Annotated in this window: 19 protein-coding genes; all 19 read right to left on the bottom strand. The window is 43.8% G+C overall.

The window, feature by feature from the left end:
• Nucleotides 1-3 precede the first annotated feature (3 nt).
• Nucleotides 4-765 carry a chemotaxis protein CheW gene (locus MHN32_RS03670; protein ID WP_239420911.1) on the bottom strand — a complete coding sequence of 254 codons (762 nt, stop codon included), beginning with the start codon at nt 763-765 and terminating at the stop codon, nt 4-6.
• Nucleotides 766-773: 8 nt separating this feature from the next.
• A complete protein-coding gene (locus tag MHN32_RS03665; RefSeq protein ID WP_010606373.1) occupies nt 774-1,544 on the bottom strand; it encodes a ParA family protein in 771 nt (256 codons plus the stop codon).
• 130 nt (nt 1,545-1,674) lie between these two features.
• Nucleotides 1,675-2,817 carry a chemotaxis response regulator protein-glutamate methylesterase gene (locus MHN32_RS03660; RefSeq protein ID WP_239420909.1) on the bottom strand — a complete coding sequence of 381 codons (1,143 nt, stop codon included), beginning with the start codon at nt 2,815-2,817 and terminating at the stop codon, nt 1,675-1,677.
• A 74-nt stretch (nt 2,818-2,891) separates the two neighbouring features.
• Nucleotides 2,892-5,117, bottom strand: coding sequence for a chemotaxis protein CheA (locus MHN32_RS03655; protein WP_239420908.1), 2,226 nt, complete (start codon nt 5,115-5,117; stop codon nt 2,892-2,894).
• A gap of 13 nt (nt 5,118-5,130) precedes the next feature.
• Nucleotides 5,131-5,907, bottom strand: coding sequence for a protein phosphatase CheZ (locus MHN32_RS03650; protein WP_010606370.1), 777 nt, complete (start codon nt 5,905-5,907; stop codon nt 5,131-5,133).
• 20 nt (nt 5,908-5,927) lie between these two features.
• Nucleotides 5,928-6,311, bottom strand: a complete 384-nt coding sequence (cheY, locus tag MHN32_RS03645) for a chemotaxis response regulator CheY (protein WP_010369104.1) — start codon at nt 6,309-6,311, stop codon at nt 5,928-5,930.
• A gap of 42 nt (nt 6,312-6,353) precedes the next feature.
• Nucleotides 6,354-7,088 (bottom strand): RNA polymerase sigma factor FliA, encoded by a 735-nt coding sequence (locus tag MHN32_RS03640; RefSeq protein ID WP_010369105.1) that lies wholly within the window; start codon nt 7,086-7,088, stop codon nt 6,354-6,356.
• A 2-nt stretch (nt 7,089-7,090) separates the two neighbouring features.
• A complete protein-coding gene (locus MHN32_RS03635) occupies nt 7,091-7,951 on the bottom strand; it encodes a MinD/ParA family protein (RefSeq protein ID WP_010606369.1) in 861 nt (286 codons plus the stop codon).
• Nucleotides 7,944-9,419 (bottom strand): flagellar biosynthesis protein FlhF, encoded by a 1,476-nt coding sequence (gene flhF, locus MHN32_RS03630; RefSeq protein ID WP_235368049.1) that lies wholly within the window; start codon nt 9,417-9,419, stop codon nt 7,944-7,946. Before flhF ends, MHN32_RS03635 begins: the two co-directional genes overlap by 8 nt.
• Before the next feature lie 19 nt (nt 9,420-9,438).
• Nucleotides 9,439-11,541: a flagellar biosynthesis protein FlhA gene (gene flhA / locus MHN32_RS03625; protein WP_039492505.1), complete on the bottom strand. Its 2,103-nt coding sequence runs from the start codon at nt 11,539-11,541 to the stop codon at nt 9,439-9,441.
• A gap of 83 nt (nt 11,542-11,624) precedes the next feature.
• Nucleotides 11,625-12,755 carry a flagellar biosynthesis protein FlhB gene (flhB, locus tag MHN32_RS03620; RefSeq protein WP_239420907.1) on the bottom strand — a complete coding sequence of 377 codons (1,131 nt, stop codon included), beginning with the start codon at nt 12,753-12,755 and terminating at the stop codon, nt 11,625-11,627.
• A 9-nt stretch (nt 12,756-12,764) separates the two neighbouring features.
• Nucleotides 12,765-13,544: a flagellar biosynthetic protein FliR gene (gene fliR / locus MHN32_RS03615; protein WP_239420903.1), complete on the bottom strand. Its 780-nt coding sequence runs from the start codon at nt 13,542-13,544 to the stop codon at nt 12,765-12,767.
• A 2-nt stretch (nt 13,545-13,546) separates the two neighbouring features.
• Nucleotides 13,547-13,816, bottom strand: a complete 270-nt coding sequence (gene fliQ / locus MHN32_RS03610) for a flagellar biosynthesis protein FliQ (RefSeq protein WP_039492511.1) — start codon at nt 13,814-13,816, stop codon at nt 13,547-13,549.
• Between the two features lies 1 nt (nt 13,817).
• Nucleotides 13,818-14,555: a flagellar type III secretion system pore protein FliP gene (fliP, locus tag MHN32_RS03605; protein ID WP_010606364.1), complete on the bottom strand. Its 738-nt coding sequence runs from the start codon at nt 14,553-14,555 to the stop codon at nt 13,818-13,820.
• On the bottom strand, nt 14,548-15,006 hold the full coding sequence (fliO, locus tag MHN32_RS03600) for a flagellar biosynthetic protein FliO (protein ID WP_239420902.1): 459 nt from the start codon (nt 15,004-15,006) through the stop codon (nt 14,548-14,550). The genes fliP and fliO overlap by 8 nt, the downstream gene beginning before the upstream one ends.
• Complete coding sequence (fliN, locus tag MHN32_RS03595; RefSeq protein ID WP_010369124.1) at nt 15,006-15,404, bottom strand: flagellar motor switch protein FliN; 399 nt, start codon at nt 15,402-15,404, stop codon at nt 15,006-15,008. The genes fliO and fliN overlap by 1 nt, the downstream gene beginning before the upstream one ends.
• Nucleotides 15,405-15,476: 72 nt before the next feature.
• Entirely contained in the window at nt 15,477-16,571 is a 1,095-nt protein-coding gene (gene fliM, locus MHN32_RS03590; protein WP_010606361.1) for a flagellar motor switch protein FliM, read from the bottom strand.
• Between the two features lie 10 nt (nt 16,572-16,581).
• Entirely contained in the window at nt 16,582-17,106 is a 525-nt protein-coding gene (fliL, locus tag MHN32_RS03585) for a flagellar basal body-associated protein FliL (protein WP_010606360.1), read from the bottom strand.
• A 43-nt stretch (nt 17,107-17,149) separates the two neighbouring features.
• The gene (locus tag MHN32_RS03580) at nt 17,150-19,237 is read right to left on the bottom strand and encodes a flagellar hook-length control protein FliK (RefSeq protein ID WP_239420900.1); all 2,088 of its coding nucleotides are present in this window, start codon (nt 19,235-19,237) and stop codon (nt 17,150-17,152) included.
• Nucleotides 19,238-19,288: the final 51 nt, after the last annotated feature.

The following is a 19,288-nucleotide window of genomic DNA, read 5'->3' as shown; positions in this document are numbered from 1 at the left end:
TAGTTACTGCTCTCGACTATCGAGGCCTTGTTCTAGCAAACGGTTTAAATTCTCTACATCAATCAGCGCGCACATTTTCTCTTTAATCACTCCAGCCAACCAAGGCCGTTTACCATCTGCTGTGCGCCACTTTATGTCTTCAGGCTTGAGGGTTAAGTTGTTGACTAGTTTTTCTGCTAACAGTCCCCAGTTACTATCCCCAAGTGTAATCAAATACTGGTAATCCAGCGTATCTTCTAATTCTGGCGTTAACTTTTCAGGCATCACCCATCGTGCAGTATCAACAACATTGAGTTTTTCTTCACGATTTAGCATCACACCCTTAAACCATTTAGGTTTACCAAAGAGTTGATTGACTTCGCCCAGTTGGTGTATTCCCCCAAGTGATTTCAGCGGAACCGCCAGTGTTAAGCCTGCCACTTCAAAAAACAATGCCTGAAATTCACCTTCTTGATAGGCTTCCCTTGCAGAAACAGACTCTATCGTTGCCTGTTCTTTGATAATAGATGTATTTTCAGTGACTTCAAGATCATGAGCCAATTTACTCGGCTGTTCTTGAACAACTTCACTCACTGACTCCAGAGGTTCTGTTGCAACTACGACTGAGGATTCTATTTCCTCAAGTTCTGATTTAGGTTCTTTTACTTGTTCAAGTAGCTTTGCAACTGGTGATAATTCGCATTGTTCAATCTCTGGCTCCTCTTGCAACAGGGCACCAAGATACTGCTTCATCACCTTCTCATTTGCAAATAAATGCTTACTCATTATGCTCTCTAGCTTAACTGCTTCAAATAGTCCAATAGTGCACGATAAGCGAACACGCCTCGTGATTTAGGACAAAATTGTACAGGGACTTGTTGTGCAAGGCTTGCATCCCTAAACTTGGTATCTACAGGAACCACGCCTGGCCAAACGGCATCTTTGTATGTTTCCAGCAACGTTTTATACGCCTCCAACGACGCTTTAGTCCGTTTATCATACATAGTTGGAATAATAGTATATTGGTACTGTTTCTGCTGTGAAGACTGCATTAGCTCCATCGTGCGCATCATTCTATCTAGTCCCTTCAACGCCAAAAATTCAGTTTGAACCGGTACCAAAATTCGCTCACTCGCTGCTAATGCATTTACCATCAATACCCCGAGCACTGGTGGACAGTCTAAAATAGCATAGTCATATTGATCCGCTATCTTTTCGAGCGATTTCTTTAAGATAAGTCCCATGCCCGTTTTATTACCCATGCTACGGTCAAGCGTAGCAATGGCCATAGTAGCAGGCAGAATATCCAAATTTTCAATAGTCGAAGGGCAAAGAGACTGTAAAATTTCTTCACTCGTCATGCTGCTGCCGCGTGCAAAAATATCATACACACTGACTTCCAACTCTTCAGAATCAATACCAAAGTAATATGTAAGTGAAGCATGTGGATCGGTATCAATAAGCAAAACCCGATGACCTTGTTCAGCAAGAATGCCTCCTAAGCTCACCGTTGTCGTGGTTTTACCCACGCCACCTTTTTGATTTGCTACTGTCCAAATTTTCACTCTATATTCCTTTGCTTATCACTATTGATTGCGTTCAATAGATACTATACCAACTCAATGTTATTCATTCTTTTTAGACGTTTGATATTTACAAGCTTCAAGCAAAATAACCAAATCGTGGCTTAGCCTATTAGTTACCAGCTTCTTTATTAATTCTTGCAGCAAAGTCTTGTAGCGCGATACTATCAGACGAAAGTCCAGCGCCAGCGACTGCTTGAGGCATCCCATAAACGACACAAGTCGCTTCATCTTGCGCCCAAATGGTGGCACCAACCTGTTTTAGCATACGAGCGCCATCTCGACCATCAGCGCCCATCCCCGTTAATACAATCGCCAACGTGTCGCCACCATAGGCTTTTGCAACACTTGCAAATGTCACATCAACGCTGGGTTTATAGGTGATCCTTGGACTATCATCTTCAAACACTTTTAGTGTCTTACTACCACCGCGATTTTCAACCAGCATTTGCTTGCCGCCAGGCGCTAGATAGGCCATGCCTGGCATTAATCTATCACCCTGTTCTGCTTCTTTAACCTTAATCTGGCATAAACTATTTAATCTTGCTGCAAACGCAGGTGTAAATGCCGCAGGCATATGCTGGATAAGTAAAATTGGATGAGGAAAGTTTGCTGGCAACTGCGTCAATATTGTCTGCAGTGCAACAGGTCCACCTGTTGACGTGCCGATTGCAACCAGCCCATATTTTTTACCCGATGCTCTAACACTCCCGGCACTGGACGTGCCACCAGGTACAGGTCTCTGAAAACTCCTATCCGGTTGAGGGATCGTTGCTCTTCCAGTGTCAGCGCGAGTTGCTCTAGACTCGACGCGCTTTGGTGGAGTCGCGATACTAGGGCGAGTAAAGCGGCTAACTCGGCGGCGGCCAATTTCCTTTACCTTGTTTTGTAACGATTTAATTGCGTCTTCGCTATTACGAGCGATGTCTTCAAACTTTTTCGGTAAGAAATCAACTGCGCCCGCATCCAATGCATCTAAAGTTGCACTAGCGCCTTCACGAGTTAGCGAAGAAAACATTAAGATGGGGGTCGGTGTGGCCTGCATGATCTGCTTCACCGCACTGATCCCATCAAGCACAGGCATTTCCACGTCCATCGTAATTACGTCTGGACGCAATGAAGCGGCCTTTTCAACCGCCTCCTTTCCATTAACTGCAAAATCTATAACTTTGATTTCACTGTCTTTTTCTAAAATTTCACTGACTCGACGACGAAAAAAACTGGAGTCGTCTACGACTAACACTTTAACTGCCATTGGCAACGCTCTTTAATTTGCTCTACAGCAGAGCAGCACATGCTGCTCTAGAATTCGAACTACGCCTAATAAAATTAGGCGTAGTGTTTTAATAAGTTGGGGACATCAAGGATTAGCGCAATACCACCATCAGATGTGATGGTCGCACCGGCCATACCTGGTGTACCTTGTAACAAAGCATCTAATGGTTTGATTACGACTTCCTCTTGGCCTATCAGAGAATCAACCACAAAACCGACTTGCTTGGTACCGATTTGAGCAATAACAACATGGCCTTCAGCCTTTCTCATGCCCCTATTAGCACCTTTTACCAACCAATGCTCAAGATAAAATAACGGGATCGCCTTTTCTCTCACTATAATAGTCAATTGACCATCAACTACATTCGTTTTAGTCAAATCTAAATGGAAGATCTCGTTCACACCGGCAAGTGGTAACGCAAACGTTTGTTCTCCGACTACCACCATCAAGGTAGGCAAAATAGCCAATGTAAGCGGCACTTTTATCTCTAATACGGTACCAACACCCAATTCTGATTGGATGTTTACCGAGCCATTCAATTGAGTGATTTTCGTTTTAACAACGTCCATCCCTACACCGCGACCAGAAATATCTGAAATTTGTTCTTTTGTTGAAAATCCAGGTGCAAAGATCAAGTTATAGGCTTCAGTATCAGACAATCGGCTTGCTTGATCGGAGTCAATAACGCCTTTATTTATAGCAATTTTCTTGAGTTTTTCAGGATCCATACCGGCGCCATCATCTCGGATGGTGAGAAGAATATGATCCCCCTCTTGAGATGCTGACAACGTGACAGTCCCCATTCTTGGCTTACCCGATGCTTCGCGCACATCAGGCATTTCAATACCGTGATCCACTGAGTTTCTCACTAAGTGAACCAATGGATCTGCGAGCGCCTCAACAAGGTTTTTATCTAAGTCTGTCTCTTCACCTTGTAAAACCAGGTTGATTTCTTTTTTCAAGCTACGCGCAAGGTCCCTCACCACTCGAGGGAAACGACCAAATACCTTTTTGATCGGCTGCATCCGCGTTTTCATCACAGCGCCCTGCAAGTCTGCGGTCACTACATCAAGGTTCGAAATAGCTTTACCCATGCTTTCGCTGTTGGTGTTATTCGCTAAACTAACCAAGCGGTTACGCACCAATACTAATTCGCCAACCATATTCATGATTTCATCAAGACGTTTGGTATCAACTCGCACTGTAGTCTCAGCTTGCGCAGCAGGTTTCTTTGCAGCTGCTGGCGCAGAAGCTTTTGCAGGCTCTGGCTCTTTTTGCGGGGCTGGAGTCGCAGGTTTAGCTTCAACTTTAGGCGCAGGCTTTGGAGCATGTTTCGGAGGTGGCGCAGCTTTAGCAGGCTCAGGTTGAGCTGGCTCAGCTTCTGAGATATCTGTCGGCGATTCATCTACCGCTTTAGGAGCACTGCCTTTACCATGAAGTTCGTCAAGCAAAGCCTCAAACTCATCATCGGTAATTTCTTCATCTCCAGAGGGCACACTCGCAGCGCCTGATGACGTTGCTTTAGCCGCAGGCTCACTGGCTTGAGAAGTAGCCGCATCTTCTGCATTTGGTGCTCCACCAAATTTCCCAACCCCATGGAGTTCATCTAAGAGATTATCGAACTCGTCATCGGTGATATCGCCGTCATCTGCAGTTGACACCGTTTCAGGTTTAGCCGCCGGTGCGACAACAGGCGCATTACCAGAGCCGTGTAACTCATCTAATAGATTTTCAAATTCTTCTTCTGTTATCTCATCAATGCTAGAGCCGCTATCATCGCCTGAATCTGCGTCCGCATCGAATAGAATATCATCCGCACTTAAATCTGGTACAACAGATTCTGGCTCTGAAACAGGTTCCTCAATCACTTCACTGACTTCGTCTTCAGATGCAGGTTGGCTGAGTTTATGGAGGGTTTCAAGCAACACAGGATCGGCAGCTTCGGGTTCCTCTCGGTTTTGAATACAAGCGAACATTTCGTTGATCGTATCCAAAGATTGCAAAATAACATCCATTAATTCTGACGTTACTTTTCGCTGCCCTTGTCTTAGTACATCAAACACGTTCTCTGCACCGTGACAGGCATCAACCAGTTCGGTCATACCGAGGAAGCCTGCTCCACCTTTAACAGTATGGAAGCCACGGAAAATCGCATTGAGAAGTTCTTTATCTTCGGGATTATTTTCTAGTTCAACAAGCTGTTCAGATAACAGTTCTAATATTTCGCCTGCTTCAACAAGAAAGTCCTGCAAGATATCTTCATCGACTTCAAAGCTCATACACACTCTCCAACTAGAAGCCTAAACTAGATAGCAAGTCATCGACTTCGTCTTGACCAGAAACCACGTCATCTCGCGATTCAGCGTCAATAATTGGACCTTCAGGTCCAGACAATTCATCACTGATAGTCTCAGTTGTTTTTATTTCGTTTTCATTCGCATTTTCTGCAACTGCAGGCGCTTCATCCGAAGTACCAAACACAGTTAGAAGGTGAATGAGACTATCTTCTACTTCTCTCACAAGCTCAATGACTCGACGGATGACCTGCCCAGTCAAATCCTGATAGTCTTGCGCCATCAGCACATTAGTCATTAAGCCTTGTAATTCGTCTGTACGTGTCTTTGAAGTCTGCATAAAGCTGTCGAGATCATGACACAGAGATTTAAACTCACCGAGTTGAATATCTCTGCTCATCAACCGATCCCAAGTAGGCTTTATTTGTGCTAACTCATCCGCAAGATTCTGCGCAAGAGGTAAGCTTTCTTCGACCGCGTCCATCGTTTTATTAGCAGCGCTTTCTGTCATTTCCATAACATAATTAAGACGCTGCTTGGCGTCAGGTATAGCCTCTGTCGTGAGATCTGAGAGTCGAGTATCCAGCTCAAAGTTCTTCAAGGACTCGTGTAATTGGCGAGTTAGCTTTCCAACTTCTGCAAATAACTCCGATTGCTCTTTGTTAGCAGCTTCTAAAATCAGCTGGTCAGCTTTTTCTTGTTCACCTTGCTCTAGTAGCTCAACAAGTTGCTTGGCTTGTTCAAGTGTAATTTGCGGCGCAGCATTTACAGACATAGGCCATATCCCCTTGCTGTTTAGCCTAGTCGCTCAAATACTTTTTCAAGCTTAGTCTTGAGCGTACCTGCAGTAAACGGTTTAACAATATATCCGTTCACCCCAGCTTGCGCTGCTGCAACAATTTGTTCTTTTTTCGCCTCTGCGGTAACCATCAACACTGGAATGTGCTTAAGCTTTTCATCTGCGCGTATTGCACGAAGCAGATCAATACCTTGCATGCCCGGCATGTTCCAATCAGTTACTACAAAGTCAAACTCCTGATTTTGTAGCATCGGAAGTGCTGTACTACCATCATCAGCTTCTTGAACATTGGTAAAGCCTAAATCTCTTAATAGGTTTTTGATTATTCTTCTCATAGTAGAGAAATCATCAACCACGAGAATCTTCATGTTCTTATCCAAAACTTCCTCCAGTGAGGTTCGAACCCAACTATTTTATGTACTCTAATTTATCCAGTCATTGATTTTAGCTTTGAGCTTTATCATTGCCTGACCGTGAATTTGGCTTACTCGAGATTCACTGACATCAAGGATGGCACCAATCTCTTTTAAATTCATTTCGTCGTTATAGTAAAGTGACAACACCAGAGCATCCCTTTCGGGTAGTGCTTTGATAGCATTTACTAAAGACTCGTTAAAACGTTCATTTTTAACGTTATTAAACGGTTTGTCTAGCGCAAAATCGCTGTTTGCTGGGGTTATCACATCTTCATCAACCCCTAGATCCTCAATGCCGATGACTTTACTTGCATTTACATCATGTAAAATATGATGGTACTCATCTAAAGATATATCAAGTTTTTCAGCGATTTCAGTGTCTTTTGGTTCGCGGCCAAGGAGAGATTCGAGCTCAGATATAGCTTCGGCTACCATTCTGCTGTTTTTATGTACGGACCGAGGGGCCCAATCTCCGCGACGGATTTCATCTAGCATTGCACCTCGGATGCGTATCCCCGCAAAGGTCTCGAAACTAGCACCTTTAGTAGCATCGAAATTTTTAGATGCTTCAATCAATCCAATCATACCTGATTGAATTAGATCGTCGAGCTGCACACTTGCCGGAAGCCGAGCGATCAGGTGACATGCCACTTTTTTGACAAGTGGAGCATGCCTCTCGACCACTTTATGGATATGGTCAGAAGTTTGATATCCCGCAGCTCTGTTGACCGGAGAAGCCATAATCACCCGTTTACAAGTTGTTCAATGAAAAATTCTAGATGACCGGAAGGTTGATGAGGAATTGGCCATTTAACTGCCTTGGCAGCAAGTCCTTTAATTGCAACTGCTGCTGGAGAGCTCGGAAATAAATCCACGATTGCTCTTTGTCTACGAGAGGACTTACGCATGTTTTCGTCAAATGGTACTGTAGCCACTAATTCCAATGCTACATCAAGAAAACGGTCTGTAACTTTTGAAAGTTTAGCAAATAATTCTTGCCCTTCACGCATACTGCGGACCATATTGGCAACTATTTTAAAACGATAAACGCCATGCTCTCTGCTTAAAACTTTGATCAACGCATAAGCATCCGTAATAGAAGTCGGTTCATCACACACAACAACCATCACATCTTGTGCAGCTCGAGAGAAGCTCAGAACCATATCTGAGATACCAGCTGCGGTATCAACAATTAAAACATCAAATTGAGTGTTAAGCTCGCTAAATGCGCGAATAAGTCCAGCATGCTCTGCGGGAGTCAACTCCACCATGCTTTGAGAACCCGAAGTAGCTGGCACAATTTTGATACCAGCGGGACCTTCTACGAGAATCTCATCTAGTTCACATTCACCCGACAACACATGTGAAAGGTTCTTTTCTACTCGGAGCCCTAACATCACATCACAGTTTGCCAAGCCCAAGTCCGCATCTAAAACGAGAACTCGCTGTCCTTGTTGGCCCATAGCGATGGCAGTATTGAGCGAGACATTGGTTTTACCCACCCCACCTTTACCACCGGTCACGGCTATTACTTTTACACCCTGGTTGCTATTTTGACTCATTCTACGCAGGCCACTTGCTTGATCTAAAACTGTGTTAATCATACATTCCTACTGACTCTGACGCTACAGGTACACGTCGAGAGTGCTGTGCTTTTATTCTTTTTAAATACAATTGCTCAGCCTTTTTTACTAGCTTTTGAGCATTTGCTACGCGAATGTCTTCTGGCACTCGCTGACCGTTGGTAAGATACCCTATTGGCAAGCGATTTTGAATCGCTATGCTAATTATCTCACCTAAACTTAGACTTTCATCAAGTTTTGTGAAAATACAGCCACTTAAATTTACTTTTTTGAAGTGTCTTACTGTTTCTTGTAACACATTCATCTGTGCTGTCGCACTCAACACTAAATAGCTACGAATATCTACTCTCGCGCTACGCATAAGTGTATTTAACTGTTCAGTTAAGCGCAAATCTCTTTGACTCATTCCCGCCGTATCTATTAATACTAGACGCTTATTGCGTAAATGATAAAGCACTTCTGCAAGTTCATTTGCATCTTTAACTTGTTTAACCGGACAACCGATGATTCTACCATAGGTAGCTAGTTGCTCGTAAGCGCCAATTCTATAGGTATCGGTGGTTATTAGCGCCACTTTATCTGCACCGTATTTTTGTGCGCCTAATGCCGCTAATTTTGCAACCGTTGTGGTTTTGCCAACACCAGTTGGACCAACCATTGCAAATACGCCACCTTGACGAAGAATATCATTGTTGGTGGTGTGCATTTGGTTAATTACCATATTCAACAGCGCGTCCCAAGCTTCTTTACGAGACACATCATCAGGGATAAAACATGCCATTTGCTCAGCGACATCTTTATCTATACCCATTCCTTCAAGGCGGTCGACTAGACAAGCGCGGGTTGGATCGCGACGTGCCATTTCTTGCTTCATAAGTCCAGACACTTGATGTTCAAGTAATTGACGAATAGCGTTCATCTCTTCACGCATCGCACTCATTTCGTCAGGCTTGGCATTTAACTCAGGTAAATCATCACCAAAACCGTTGTCTAATTCATCAGACTCGATCCACTGCTGTGGTTGCTCAAATCCATCATCATCAAAGTCAAAAGATTGGCGACGAGCTTGCTGTGGCTTCGCTTGGTGCGCCGGCGCAGCAGTTTGTGTTTTACGTTGGCTGCTTAACATTTGCTCTGTATCAATCCCCGACTGGGAGAACATAGAAGCAAGTTCTGGTGAGCGAGGACGCGGCGCTTGACGCTCTAGCAATGCCGCTAAGCTATCGGCAACTTGCGCTTGTTTTGCTGGCTGTGCTTGGCGAGGCTCTGGACGGACAAAGCGGGTCGGAGCCTCGTTTGAGGCAGTCGCACGGGCAGCTGGAGCTTGCTTAACAGGTGCAGCAGCACGGTCATTATCAACTGCTGCGACGATTTCAACACCATCTGCTAACTTTTTGTTAGACATGATGACAGCATCTGCACCAAGCTCTTCTTTTACTTCATTTAAAGCCGTACGCATATCTTTTGCGAAGAAACGTTTAATTTTCATGTTACAGCCCCTTTATCCTCTATTGTCCAACCGAGCTCACTATCTTAATTTGTCTTTCTTCCGGCACTTCTTGATATGACATCACTCGAAGACCTGGAATTGTATGTTTAACAAATCGAGACAGTACACTTCTTAACATACCTGAGGTTAATAAGATGGACGGCTCCCCTAGCATTTCTTGGTTGTGATGTGCTTCTCTTAATGATTCTTGAAGCCTCTCAGCCAAGCCAGGTTCAATACCTGCCCCCTCATCACCTGCGTTCTGAAGTGACTGATGCAACATCTGTTCCAACTCAGGCGCCAATGTTATGACAGGAATCTCTTCTTCGCTTCCAACGGCATCTTGAACAATCAATCTGCGTAATGAAATTCTTACCGCAGCCGTTAATACATCAGGGTCTTGGCTACGTGGTCCGTACTCAACTAAGGTTTGTACAATCGAGCGCATATCTCGAATTGCAACGCCTTCATTAAGCAGATTTTGTAGTACTTTTACTACGGTAGTGAGTGGTAAAATATCAGGCACTAAGCCTTCAACTAATCTAGGGTGACTTTTCGCAAGCATGTCTAATAGATTCTGAACTTCTTCATGACCAAGCAATAGTGACGCATTATTCGTCAATAATTGACTAATGTGTGTTGCCACCACAGTTGCAGCATCTACTACTGTATAGCCAAGTGAATGCGCTTCATCTTTTTGATCTGGTTTAATCCATACTGCATCTAAGCCAAATGCAGGATCTTTAGTCTCTATGCCTTTAATCGGCCCAAACACCTGCCCTGGGTTAATTGCGAGCTCATCGCCATGCTTCAACTCACCGGTTCCTGAGCCAACTCCCATTAAAGTAATATTGTATGCATTTGGATCTAATTCTAGGTTATCGCGAATATGTACCGGCGGTACTAAAAAGCCCAGTTCCTGAGATAGCTTTTTACGCACCCCTTTAATACGACTGAGAAGCTCCCCGCCTTGGGCTTGGTCAACTAGAGGGATTAGGCGATAACCTACCTCTAAACCAATCACATCAACAGGTTGTACATCATCCCAACCAAGCTCTTTTTGATCTTGTTGATGGCCTCCTTTGGCAGCAGGTCCTTTGGCAGCTTGTTCCGCCTTTTCGATCTCCGCCTTTTTCTTTTGCTGACTTGTGTAATAGGCTATATAGCCAAGTAATACACCTAACCCTAAGAAGGCAACATGTGGCATGCCAGGAACGAGTCCCATGGTGATCAAAATACCTGAAGCAATAGCCAGCGATTTTTCATTACCCAGTTGGTTTTTAAACTGATCGCCCATGTTGTGCGATTCATTTTGACGCGTTACGACAATTGCAGTACCAATTGAGAGTAAAAGAGAAGGAATTTGCGCGACCAGACCGTCACCAATCGTCAGCATGGTATAAACTTCCATCGCGTGACCAAAGCTTAAATCATGCTGGATCATCCCAACGAAAAGGCCACCTATTATATTAATAGCAAGGATCACGATACCTGCGATAGCATCACCTTTAACGAATTTACTTGCACCGTCCATTGAACCGTAAAAATCGGCTTCTCGAGTCACTTCTTCACGGCGAGCCCGGGCGTCATCTGCAGAGATAAAACCGGCATTTAAATCCGCATCAATGGCCATTTGCTTACCCGGCATAGCATCGAGGGTGAAACGCGCAGACACCTCAGAAATACGACCTGCACCTTTGGTAATTACAACAAAGTTAATAATAATAAGGATAAGGAATACAACTAAACCGACGGCGTAGTTACCACCAATAACAACGCTACCAAAGGCTTCGATCACCTTACCTGCCGCATCACCACCATTATGACCTTCAAGTAATACGACTCGAGTACTCGCTACGTTTAATGCCAATCGCATGATAGTCGCGATCAGTAGTACCGCCGGAAACATACCAAATTCGAGTGGCTTCAAGGTATAAACAGTCACCAATAGCACCACAAGTGCCAACGCAATGTTGAAGGAAAATAGAATATCAAGCAAAAAAGGAGGTAGCGGCAGAATAACCATGCCAAGTGCTGCAAGCACCAACAATGGAGTACCCACACCTTTAGCATATTCTTTTTTATCTCGATTGAGTTGTTGTAAAACCGCTTTAAATTCCATAACTTAACACAAGCAAAAAATTGACACATAGCAACAAATGCAATATGCGTTCCAATTAATAGCTTATTTTTATAAGAGCAATTTTAGTGCTTCAAGTCGTCTGGGATTGGTAAATCTCGAGTAAGTGCAACGGGTCTTTTCCCTTTGCCCTTTTGAAAACGATTTAGCTGAAATACATAGGCAAGTACCTGTGCAACCGCGGTAAACAATTGTTCAGGGATTTGATCACCGACTTCGGTCGTGTGATAAAGTGAACGAGTCAATACGGGTGACTCCACAATCGGCACTTCATTTCCTTTGGCTATTTTTCTAATTTGCATTGCAAGTTCATCAACCCCTTTTGCGATAACAACAGGCGCCCCTGCTCGTTCAGTGTCGTATTTAAGCGCAACCGAATAGTGAGTAGGGTTGGTCACAACAACATCTGCATCTGGTACATCTTGCATCATACGTCGTTGCGACATTTCTCTTTGTGTTCGACGGATCCGCGCTTTTATCTGAGGGTCACCTTCTGAGTTTTTGTATTCATCCTTGACTTCTTGCAACGTCATTTTTAGCTGCTTATGGTGATTATAACTTTGATAAGGGGCATCAATCGCTGAAATAATGATCATAGTGCAACTAAGTGCTAAGAACATCCACGAAATGATTTCTAACGCATGCTCTATACTCGATGGGATTTGCTCAATACTCAAGTGTAATATTTCGTTAAAATACATATTGATAAGCAAGATTGCAAAGCCGGCTACTAATACAAACTTAAGAACTGACTTTAATAACTCTATGGCCGCTTGCGGGCCTAACATTCGCTTCAATCCCTTCATTGGGGACATTTTACTTGCTTTTGGAGCGGCTGCCTGCCAAGAAAAGTTAAAGCCCCCGAGTAACGTATTCCCCACTATTCCAGCAATTGCGATAATAAAAACAAACATGGCCATTGGAAATAGCAGTTCAGCAGCAATATCTCCCCACACAGCAAACATTTTGGTTGTATCGTAGGTTTCATTGCGATTGAGCGACAACATTCGCCCCATAACATTGTAGAGCGCCTTCCCAATTCCAGGCCCATACAAAAGTAGCGCTATTGCAGAAAACAATAACACAAACGTCGTGCCGAGTTCTTTTGAACGGGCTATTTGGCCCTTCTTCCTAGCATCGTCTATTTTCTTGGAGGTGGGTTCTTCGGTGCGTTCTTGACCGGAATCTTCTGCCATTTCAAACTCCTATACCGTGCAACCAATTAGATCGCACATCAGCTCTGTCATTTTGAGCCATTGAAATTCAAATTGTGCTAAAAAATTACCCAATGTCGCCCAAATAATGGTAAGCCCTGCAACTAAGGTAAAAGCAAACCCCACAGAGAAAATATTCATCTGAGGTGCAGCTCTGGTCATGATCCCAAACGAGATATTGATAACCAACATTGCCGTTAACGGAGCTAACGCAAGAGCCAGTGCCGTAGAAAACATCCAGCCCCCCCAATTAACGATTCTCCAGAAATTATCTACCGCCCACCAATTACCTGCAATGGGAAAGCTTTCAAAACTATACACAACCATTTGGATCATCATCAGATGGCCGTTATAAACAAAAAACAGTAATGTCGCTAATATTAAATAGAACTGACCGACAGCAGGTACACTCAACCCATTGGCCGGATCTACAACAGATGCGAAACCAAGACCGGTTTGCATAGCAAGGATTTGACCCGCAATGATAAAAGTATTCAGAAGTAGCAATGAACCAAACCCAATAGCTACCCCAGTGACCATTTCTTGAATAACAACTAAAATCATCGAAAAGGAGAACAAATCGATAAATTCTGATTTGGGCAAAACGGGGACCACGGCAAAAGTGACGACCACGGCGAGTGCAAACTTAATTCGGGCAGGTACACTCTGTGCTCCAAGCCCCGCCATTACCATCATCATTGAACTTATCCGCACCAGTGGAAGTAAAAAATCACTTAGCCACTGCATGATTACCGCAAAGGTGAACTCCATGATTAGCCTGCAATTTCAGGGATGCGCATCACCAAAGAGGTAAAATAGTCCATTAGTTCTTGAGTGAGCCAATGGCCGCCAATGATCAGCGCAAGGATAGTAATAATGAGACGAGGTAAAAAGCTTAATGTTTGTTCATTAATCGATGTTGCTGCTTGAAACACAGCAACAACTAAACCAACTAGAAGCCCAGGTACCACAATCGCCGCCACCAGCTTGATGACTAAAAACAATGCATCACTTAAGATATCAACAAAGACTTCTGGTTCCACATTACACCCCCAATCCGAAGCTTCTGGCCAGTGTACCCATGACCAAACTCCAACCATCGACGAGCACAAAAAGCATAATCTTAAACGGCAAGGAAACTATCATTGGAGATAACATCATCATACCCATGGCCATCAAGACACTGGCTACGACTAAGTCGACTATCAAAAATGGAATAAAGAACATAAAGCCGATAATAAAAGCCGTTTGCAGTTCAGATGTAACGAAGGCCGGAATAATAACGATAAACGGCGTATCCTCAGGGCTATCAAGCTTGTCATAGCCCGCTATTTTAGCAAAGGTTTCGAGGTCTTTAATTCGGGTTTGTGACAACATGAAAGCTTTCATGGGTTCTTTGGCACGTTCAAGTGCTTGGATTGATGTGATTTCTTCTTTTATATATGGCTGCACCGCTTCATCATTTATCTGCGAAAATATAGGTGCCATTATAAATAGCGTCAAAAACAACGATAAACCGAGTAAAATTTGATTCGATGGCGATTGCTGTAGACCAATCGCTTGTCTCAAAATCGCAAGTACAACAATTATTCGAGTAAACGAAGTCATCATGATAACAGCGGCTGGAATAAAACTCAGCGCCGTCATAATGGCGAGCACTTGAAGTGTCACTGAGTACTCTTGAGAGCCATCAGGGTTTGTTGTAACGTTTATTGCTTCTATCCCTTCTGCAGAAGCTACCCCAGAAAACAGTAATAAACAGAGTATCAGCAATCTAGTCATGGCTTTTCTTATTTTGGTTATTGGCTACTTGCCCTTTTCCCGTTAAAAACTTTTGTAGCTCGTTTGCAAATGGCGTTCGGCTAACATCATCCAGTGGTGTTTCTAGCTGATATAAATAATTGATATTATTTGGTGTTACCCCGAGCAAGTGCTGTTTATCATCCAACTCTACAACCAGCAAACGCTCTTTCGTACCGAGCGATATACTGCGGATCACCTTAAAGTCCTTTTGGTTTATAATGTTGGGATTTAAACGCTTCAGCACAAATGCTAACCCCAAAATAAGTAAGATCACCAACACCAAGGACAATCCCATGGAGAGTAGTTCCGAGCTTAACCCCGCAGTACCTGCCCCTACAGAAGACTTAGGTACTACTCCTGACGTCGTTGCAACGGCAGCACTCGCGTAACAAGCAGTACTAAACAAAGCTACACACCAACCCCAGCGCATTAACGTAGCTTTTTAATACGCTCAACCTGACTAATAACGTCCGTTAAGCGAATACCAAACTTGTCGTTTACTACAACTACTTCACCGTGTGCAATCAACGTACCGTTAACAAGTACATCTAGCGGTTCACCAGCTACTCGATCCAACTCAACAACAGAGCCCTGATTTAGCTGTAATAAGTTACGAATATTAATTTTAGAGCGGCCAACTTCCATCGAAATGGTAACTGGAATGTCTAAAATGGTATCGAGTTTACGTTTTTCATCTGACGATAATGCAGGCGCTGAATCTTTGAGTTCATCTAACTCTGCAACTTCTGGCTCACTGCCACCTTCGGCACCTTCGGCTTCAGCTAGTGCTGCCGCCCATTCGTCCATAGTATCTTGATCATCGCTCATTGGATTACTACCTGATTAAGTTAATTTGTTGTCCATAATTAGTCTCATGACGTTGCTTGTACAACCTCACGACTACCAATCTAAATCCACACCTTCGGAAAGATGCAGATCTTCTTCTAATTCTGCCAGCTCAGCATCTGAATCGAGTTTTTTACCACCTTTGGTAAACACATGAAGCTCAGACTTCACTGATTCTGGCCGTTTAATTTTTTCACTGATCTGTAAAGCAACATTGTCACGAGAACGACCCATTTTAGCTCTGAAGGTTGGCAGCTCTTCTACAAATACGGTGACATGCTCTGGCATTTCCACAGGAATAACATCGCCAGCTTGAAGCTTCATTATTTGTTCAAGCGATAGGTCCACTTCCAGCAACTGGGAGGAAATCTCAACTTCAACATCCATAATTTCATCGCGAAGCGCCTTACTCCAACGCAGATCGGTGTCTTCCGTATCTGATTGCACACCAGCATCGAGTAACTCTCGAATAGGTTCCAACATAGAGTAAGGCAATGAAATATGGAAATCGCCCCCTCCACCATCTAATTCAATATGAAAAGAGCTAATCACCACCACTTCAGTTGGCGATACAATATTCGCCATCGCGGGGTTAACCTCGGAGTCAAGATATTCAAACGACACATCCATAACCGGTGCCCAGGCTTCTTTATAATCTTCAAAGATGATCTTAAGTAGCATCTGTACGATACGACGTTCTGTTGGTGTAAACTCACGCCCCTCGATCTTGGCATGATAACGACCATCTCCACCAAAAAAGTTGTCTACAAGGATAAAAACCAACCGGGCTTCCATGGTTATCAGGCCGGTACCTTTTAGTGGCCTAAAGCGCACCATATTCAAGCTGGTAGGAACGAAAAGAGTATGAATATACTCGCCAAACTTAAGCATTTGCACACCATTGATAGACACTTCAGCGGTGCGGCGCATCATGTTGAAAAGGCTTATCCGCATATGGCGGGCAAATCGTTCATTAACGATTTCAAGCGTCGGCATCCGCCCACGCACAATCCTATCTTGAGACGAAAAGTCATACTGTAAGGCACCAGCGCCTTCGCCGTCACCACTATCACCGATTTCGTCTTCTTCGACTTCATCTACACCATGGAGTAGCGCATCAATTTCGTCTTGGGATAATAAATCGCTCACAAATACTACCTTATTGCATTACAAAGCCAGTAAACAACACACGCTCGATTACTTTGCTACCTTCAACCCCTTCCATCGCAGCTTGGACTTTATCTAGCGCCGTTAAGCGCAAAGTTTCTTTACCTGCACTTGTGCTTAACTCATCAGCGGTAGTCGTTGAAAACACGCTAAGTAAAGTACCTTCAATCAAGGGAATATGCTTCTTTGCTACTTCTTCATTAACATCACCGCGAACCAGCAGCTGAACTTTAATTTGCACAATTCTATCGCGACTTGCACCAGGTACATTGAAAACAAAGGGACGGGGCATGGCAACGTACAGTGCACTCCCCATTTGCGCAGCGCTACCTTGCTCCGCTTTAACTTCGCTTGCTGTCGTTTCTTCTGCTAAGGATTCTTCTGGCGCATCTGAGCCTGAAAATAAGAAAAATCCTGCGACACCGCCGAGCACCAATACCGCAGCGACAATAATGATAATCAGCTTTTTCTTGGAACCACCCGTTTCTTCTATTTCTAAGTCGGTTTCTTCAGCCATAGCAAGCCCTTATGATCTTTATTAATTACAATAATAGCAGGTGTTAGGCATAGTAATCTATTGCAGAATCAGTATTTCTCTTTTGTGATGGTTGTGGATTGTCAGAAACCCCCGATTCATCACCTAGAGTTTGCTGTCCACTCGTATTGCCACCAGCAGTTTGCGACTCTGATTCAGTATTTCCACCTTGCTGATGTGATATTTGGCTGTCACCCAGTTCAATACCCTGCTCAGCTAACATTTCTCTTAGTCTTGGCAGTGATTGCTCTAGTAATTCTTTAGCTTGCTGATTTTGCACCACAATATTCACTTGAGCCTGCTCTGCATCGCTTTTTATTCGAATTTGCATCGCCCCAAGCTCTGGCGGGTCTAAGCGAATCTCAGCTTCCTTATTGTTAAGGTTAAGCATCAACCCTACCCGTTGATGCAGCTCTTTAGCGGCATCTTGACGTGCTATGTTAATCGCCTGTTGAAGATTAGCATCTGTCGCTTGCTTTGTCTGTGTTGTGCTTTGGTTTGTTGGCTGAGACTGTTGAATTTGCTGAACTTCTTTCAGTGTTTGGTTTAGTGAGCTAGTGTCTTGCGATACACTTACAGGACTTGCTTCAGGCTTAACTTGATTTGGTATCGCTGCTGCAGTATTAGCCGATTGACGCTCATTTTTAACCGCCTCTTTCGCGATGCTTGCTTCCGCTTGCATCAGCTTACTATTTTCTTTATCAACTACCTTTTCACTTATTTGTTTTTCTAAGCTCTGTTTTTCTGAATTTTGCTTTTCTGCTGCTAACTTTTCATCGCTAGCCAATTTATTTACAGCTATATTTTTTTCAGCACGTTCACCCTCTTTAACTACCACGGCCTGCTGCTCACTATTGTTAGACTTTTCTTGCGCGCTATTTACATTAAAAGACGCTTGGGTAGTATCTTTAACATCCGTAGCAGCTTCTTGCGGGGTGTTTGTTGAAGTTTGTGTTACGACAGAGGATGGCACAAATGCTTTAAATTGCTGTACATTTTCGATATCAACACCTTTACCAATTAATTGAGCTACGGCTTTTTGTACACTTGGTGACGCATCATAAATATCCAGCTTACCAGCCATCACGGCTTTTAATTCTTGTTGTTGCTGTACGGTCAACTTTTCTACCATGGTTTGCGCATCTGTAGTGCTTTTTGTACTTACTGCGTTTTTGTCTTTCGCGGTTTGTGTACTCGCCTCAGAAATGATTTGCTTTGTTTCTGATTGCTTAGCTTCAGATGAGGAAACAGATTGAGCAAGCTCTGATTTCTTAGCGGCTAAGAGTTCTTTCTGTTGCGCGGTTTCAGACTCACTTTCAACTTGAGACTCGACTGGCTTATTAGCGCTTGGATCCCGTTTTTCTATGTTTGTATTGGTAACCAAGGCTTGAGTGCTAGTATCCTTTTGCAACTTAGGCTGTAATGTTTGTTCTTTAGCTTCTGAACTGTCATTCAATAACGAAGGTTTAGCAACCTCACCTTCTGAGTCTTGGCTGTCCAAAGAAGTTGCCTGCTGTAATAACGAGGTTGTCTTAGTGCCGGCGTTTTCAGTTTGGCCTTTCCCCCCTCGAATGAGTGGACTGGCTTCGTCTTGTAGCTGCTCCTGAGATAATGCACTATCGCTAGCTACAACCTCTTCATCAGTCAAAGAAGCATTGCCCAATGCTTCTTTGACTGATTGCGCAATTGCTGTTGGGGTTTGGCTCAATGAAGTGCTCTGCTGTTTTGCAGCGTTGATCTGAGCATATAAGTCATTATCTGGGGGATCAGGAAGCGGTTTGTCCGCAACTACCAGGCCTCTGTCAGTGTAGCTAACAGTAGAAGTTGGTACTTCCCCTTGCAGCTTAGAGGAAGAGGCTTGTGCTTTACTATCTGACTGCGGAGCATCATCTGATGCTACTTCGCTATCTATTGGCGCATCCAGCTCTGAGGTTACAGGATCTGCAGACTCTTTTACCTGCTTGTTTGCACTCTCTTGCTCGGCTAACTCAGCCATTAAAGCACTAAACCCAGAGCTGTCCTCAGAACCCTCAGCATCTGTCTCTTGGGATTTTTCTTTAATATCAACCTCGTTACTGCCTCGTTGCAGCATGGATGCAAGCATTAGATTCATCTTAAAGCTACCTCATAAAGTGGCAATGTCCTGCCGTTGTAATACACCGTT

Source organism: Pseudoalteromonas sp. Of11M-6 (assembly GCF_022347905.1).
In the GTDB taxonomy this organism is placed as follows: Bacteria; Pseudomonadota; Gammaproteobacteria; order Enterobacterales; family Alteromonadaceae; genus Pseudoalteromonas.
The sequence above is the reverse complement of the archived record's forward strand: the minus strand, read 5'-3'. Positions and strand labels throughout refer to the sequence as shown.

What these genes read in the sequence shown, in the direction of transcription:
- MHN32_RS03650 (WP_010606370.1), bottom strand. Translation starts at nt 5,907, where the DNA reads ATGTCTGTAAATGCTGCGCCGCAAATTACACTTGAACAAGCCAAGCAA.
- fliP (WP_010606364.1), bottom strand. Translation starts at nt 14,555, where the DNA reads ATGACTAGATTGCTGATACTCTGTTTATTACTGTTTTCTGGGGTAGCT.
- MHN32_RS03635 (WP_010606369.1), bottom strand. Translation starts at nt 7,951, where the DNA reads ATGATTAACACAGTTTTAGATCAAGCAAGTGGCCTGCGTAGAATGAGT.
- fliO (WP_239420902.1), bottom strand. Translation starts at nt 15,006, where the DNA reads ATGCGCTGGGGTTGGTGTGTAGCTTTGTTTAGTACTGCTTGTTACGCG.
- MHN32_RS03660 (WP_239420909.1), bottom strand. Translation starts at nt 2,817, where the DNA reads ATGGCAGTTAAAGTGTTAGTCGTAGACGACTCCAGTTTTTTTCGTCGT.
- flhB (WP_239420907.1), bottom strand. Translation starts at nt 12,755, where the DNA reads ATGGCAGAAGATTCCGGTCAAGAACGCACCGAAGAACCCACCTCCAAG.
- MHN32_RS03670 (WP_239420911.1), bottom strand. Translation starts at nt 765, where the DNA reads ATGAGTAAGCATTTATTTGCAAATGAGAAGGTGATGAAGCAGTATCTT.
- MHN32_RS03580 (WP_239420900.1), bottom strand. Translation starts at nt 19,237, where the DNA reads ATGAATCTAATGCTTGCATCCATGCTGCAACGAGGCAGTAACGAGGTT.
- fliN (WP_010369124.1), bottom strand. Translation starts at nt 15,404, where the DNA reads ATGAGCGATGATCAAGATACTATGGACGAATGGGCGGCAGCACTAGCT.
- MHN32_RS03655 (WP_239420908.1), bottom strand. Translation starts at nt 5,117, where the DNA reads ATGAGCTTTGAAGTCGATGAAGATATCTTGCAGGACTTTCTTGTTGAA.
- flhF (WP_235368049.1), bottom strand. Translation starts at nt 9,419, where the DNA reads ATGAAAATTAAACGTTTCTTCGCAAAAGATATGCGTACGGCTTTAAAT.
- fliR (WP_239420903.1), bottom strand. Translation starts at nt 13,544, where the DNA reads ATGGAGTTCACCTTTGCGGTAATCATGCAGTGGCTAAGTGATTTTTTA.
- MHN32_RS03640 (WP_010369105.1), bottom strand. Translation starts at nt 7,088, where the DNA reads ATGGCTTCTCCGGTCAACAGAGCTGCGGGATATCAAACTTCTGACCAT.
- fliL (WP_010606360.1), bottom strand. Translation starts at nt 17,106, where the DNA reads ATGGCTGAAGAAACCGACTTAGAAATAGAAGAAACGGGTGGTTCCAAG.
- flhA (WP_039492505.1), bottom strand. Translation starts at nt 11,541, where the DNA reads ATGGAATTTAAAGCGGTTTTACAACAACTCAATCGAGATAAAAAAGAA.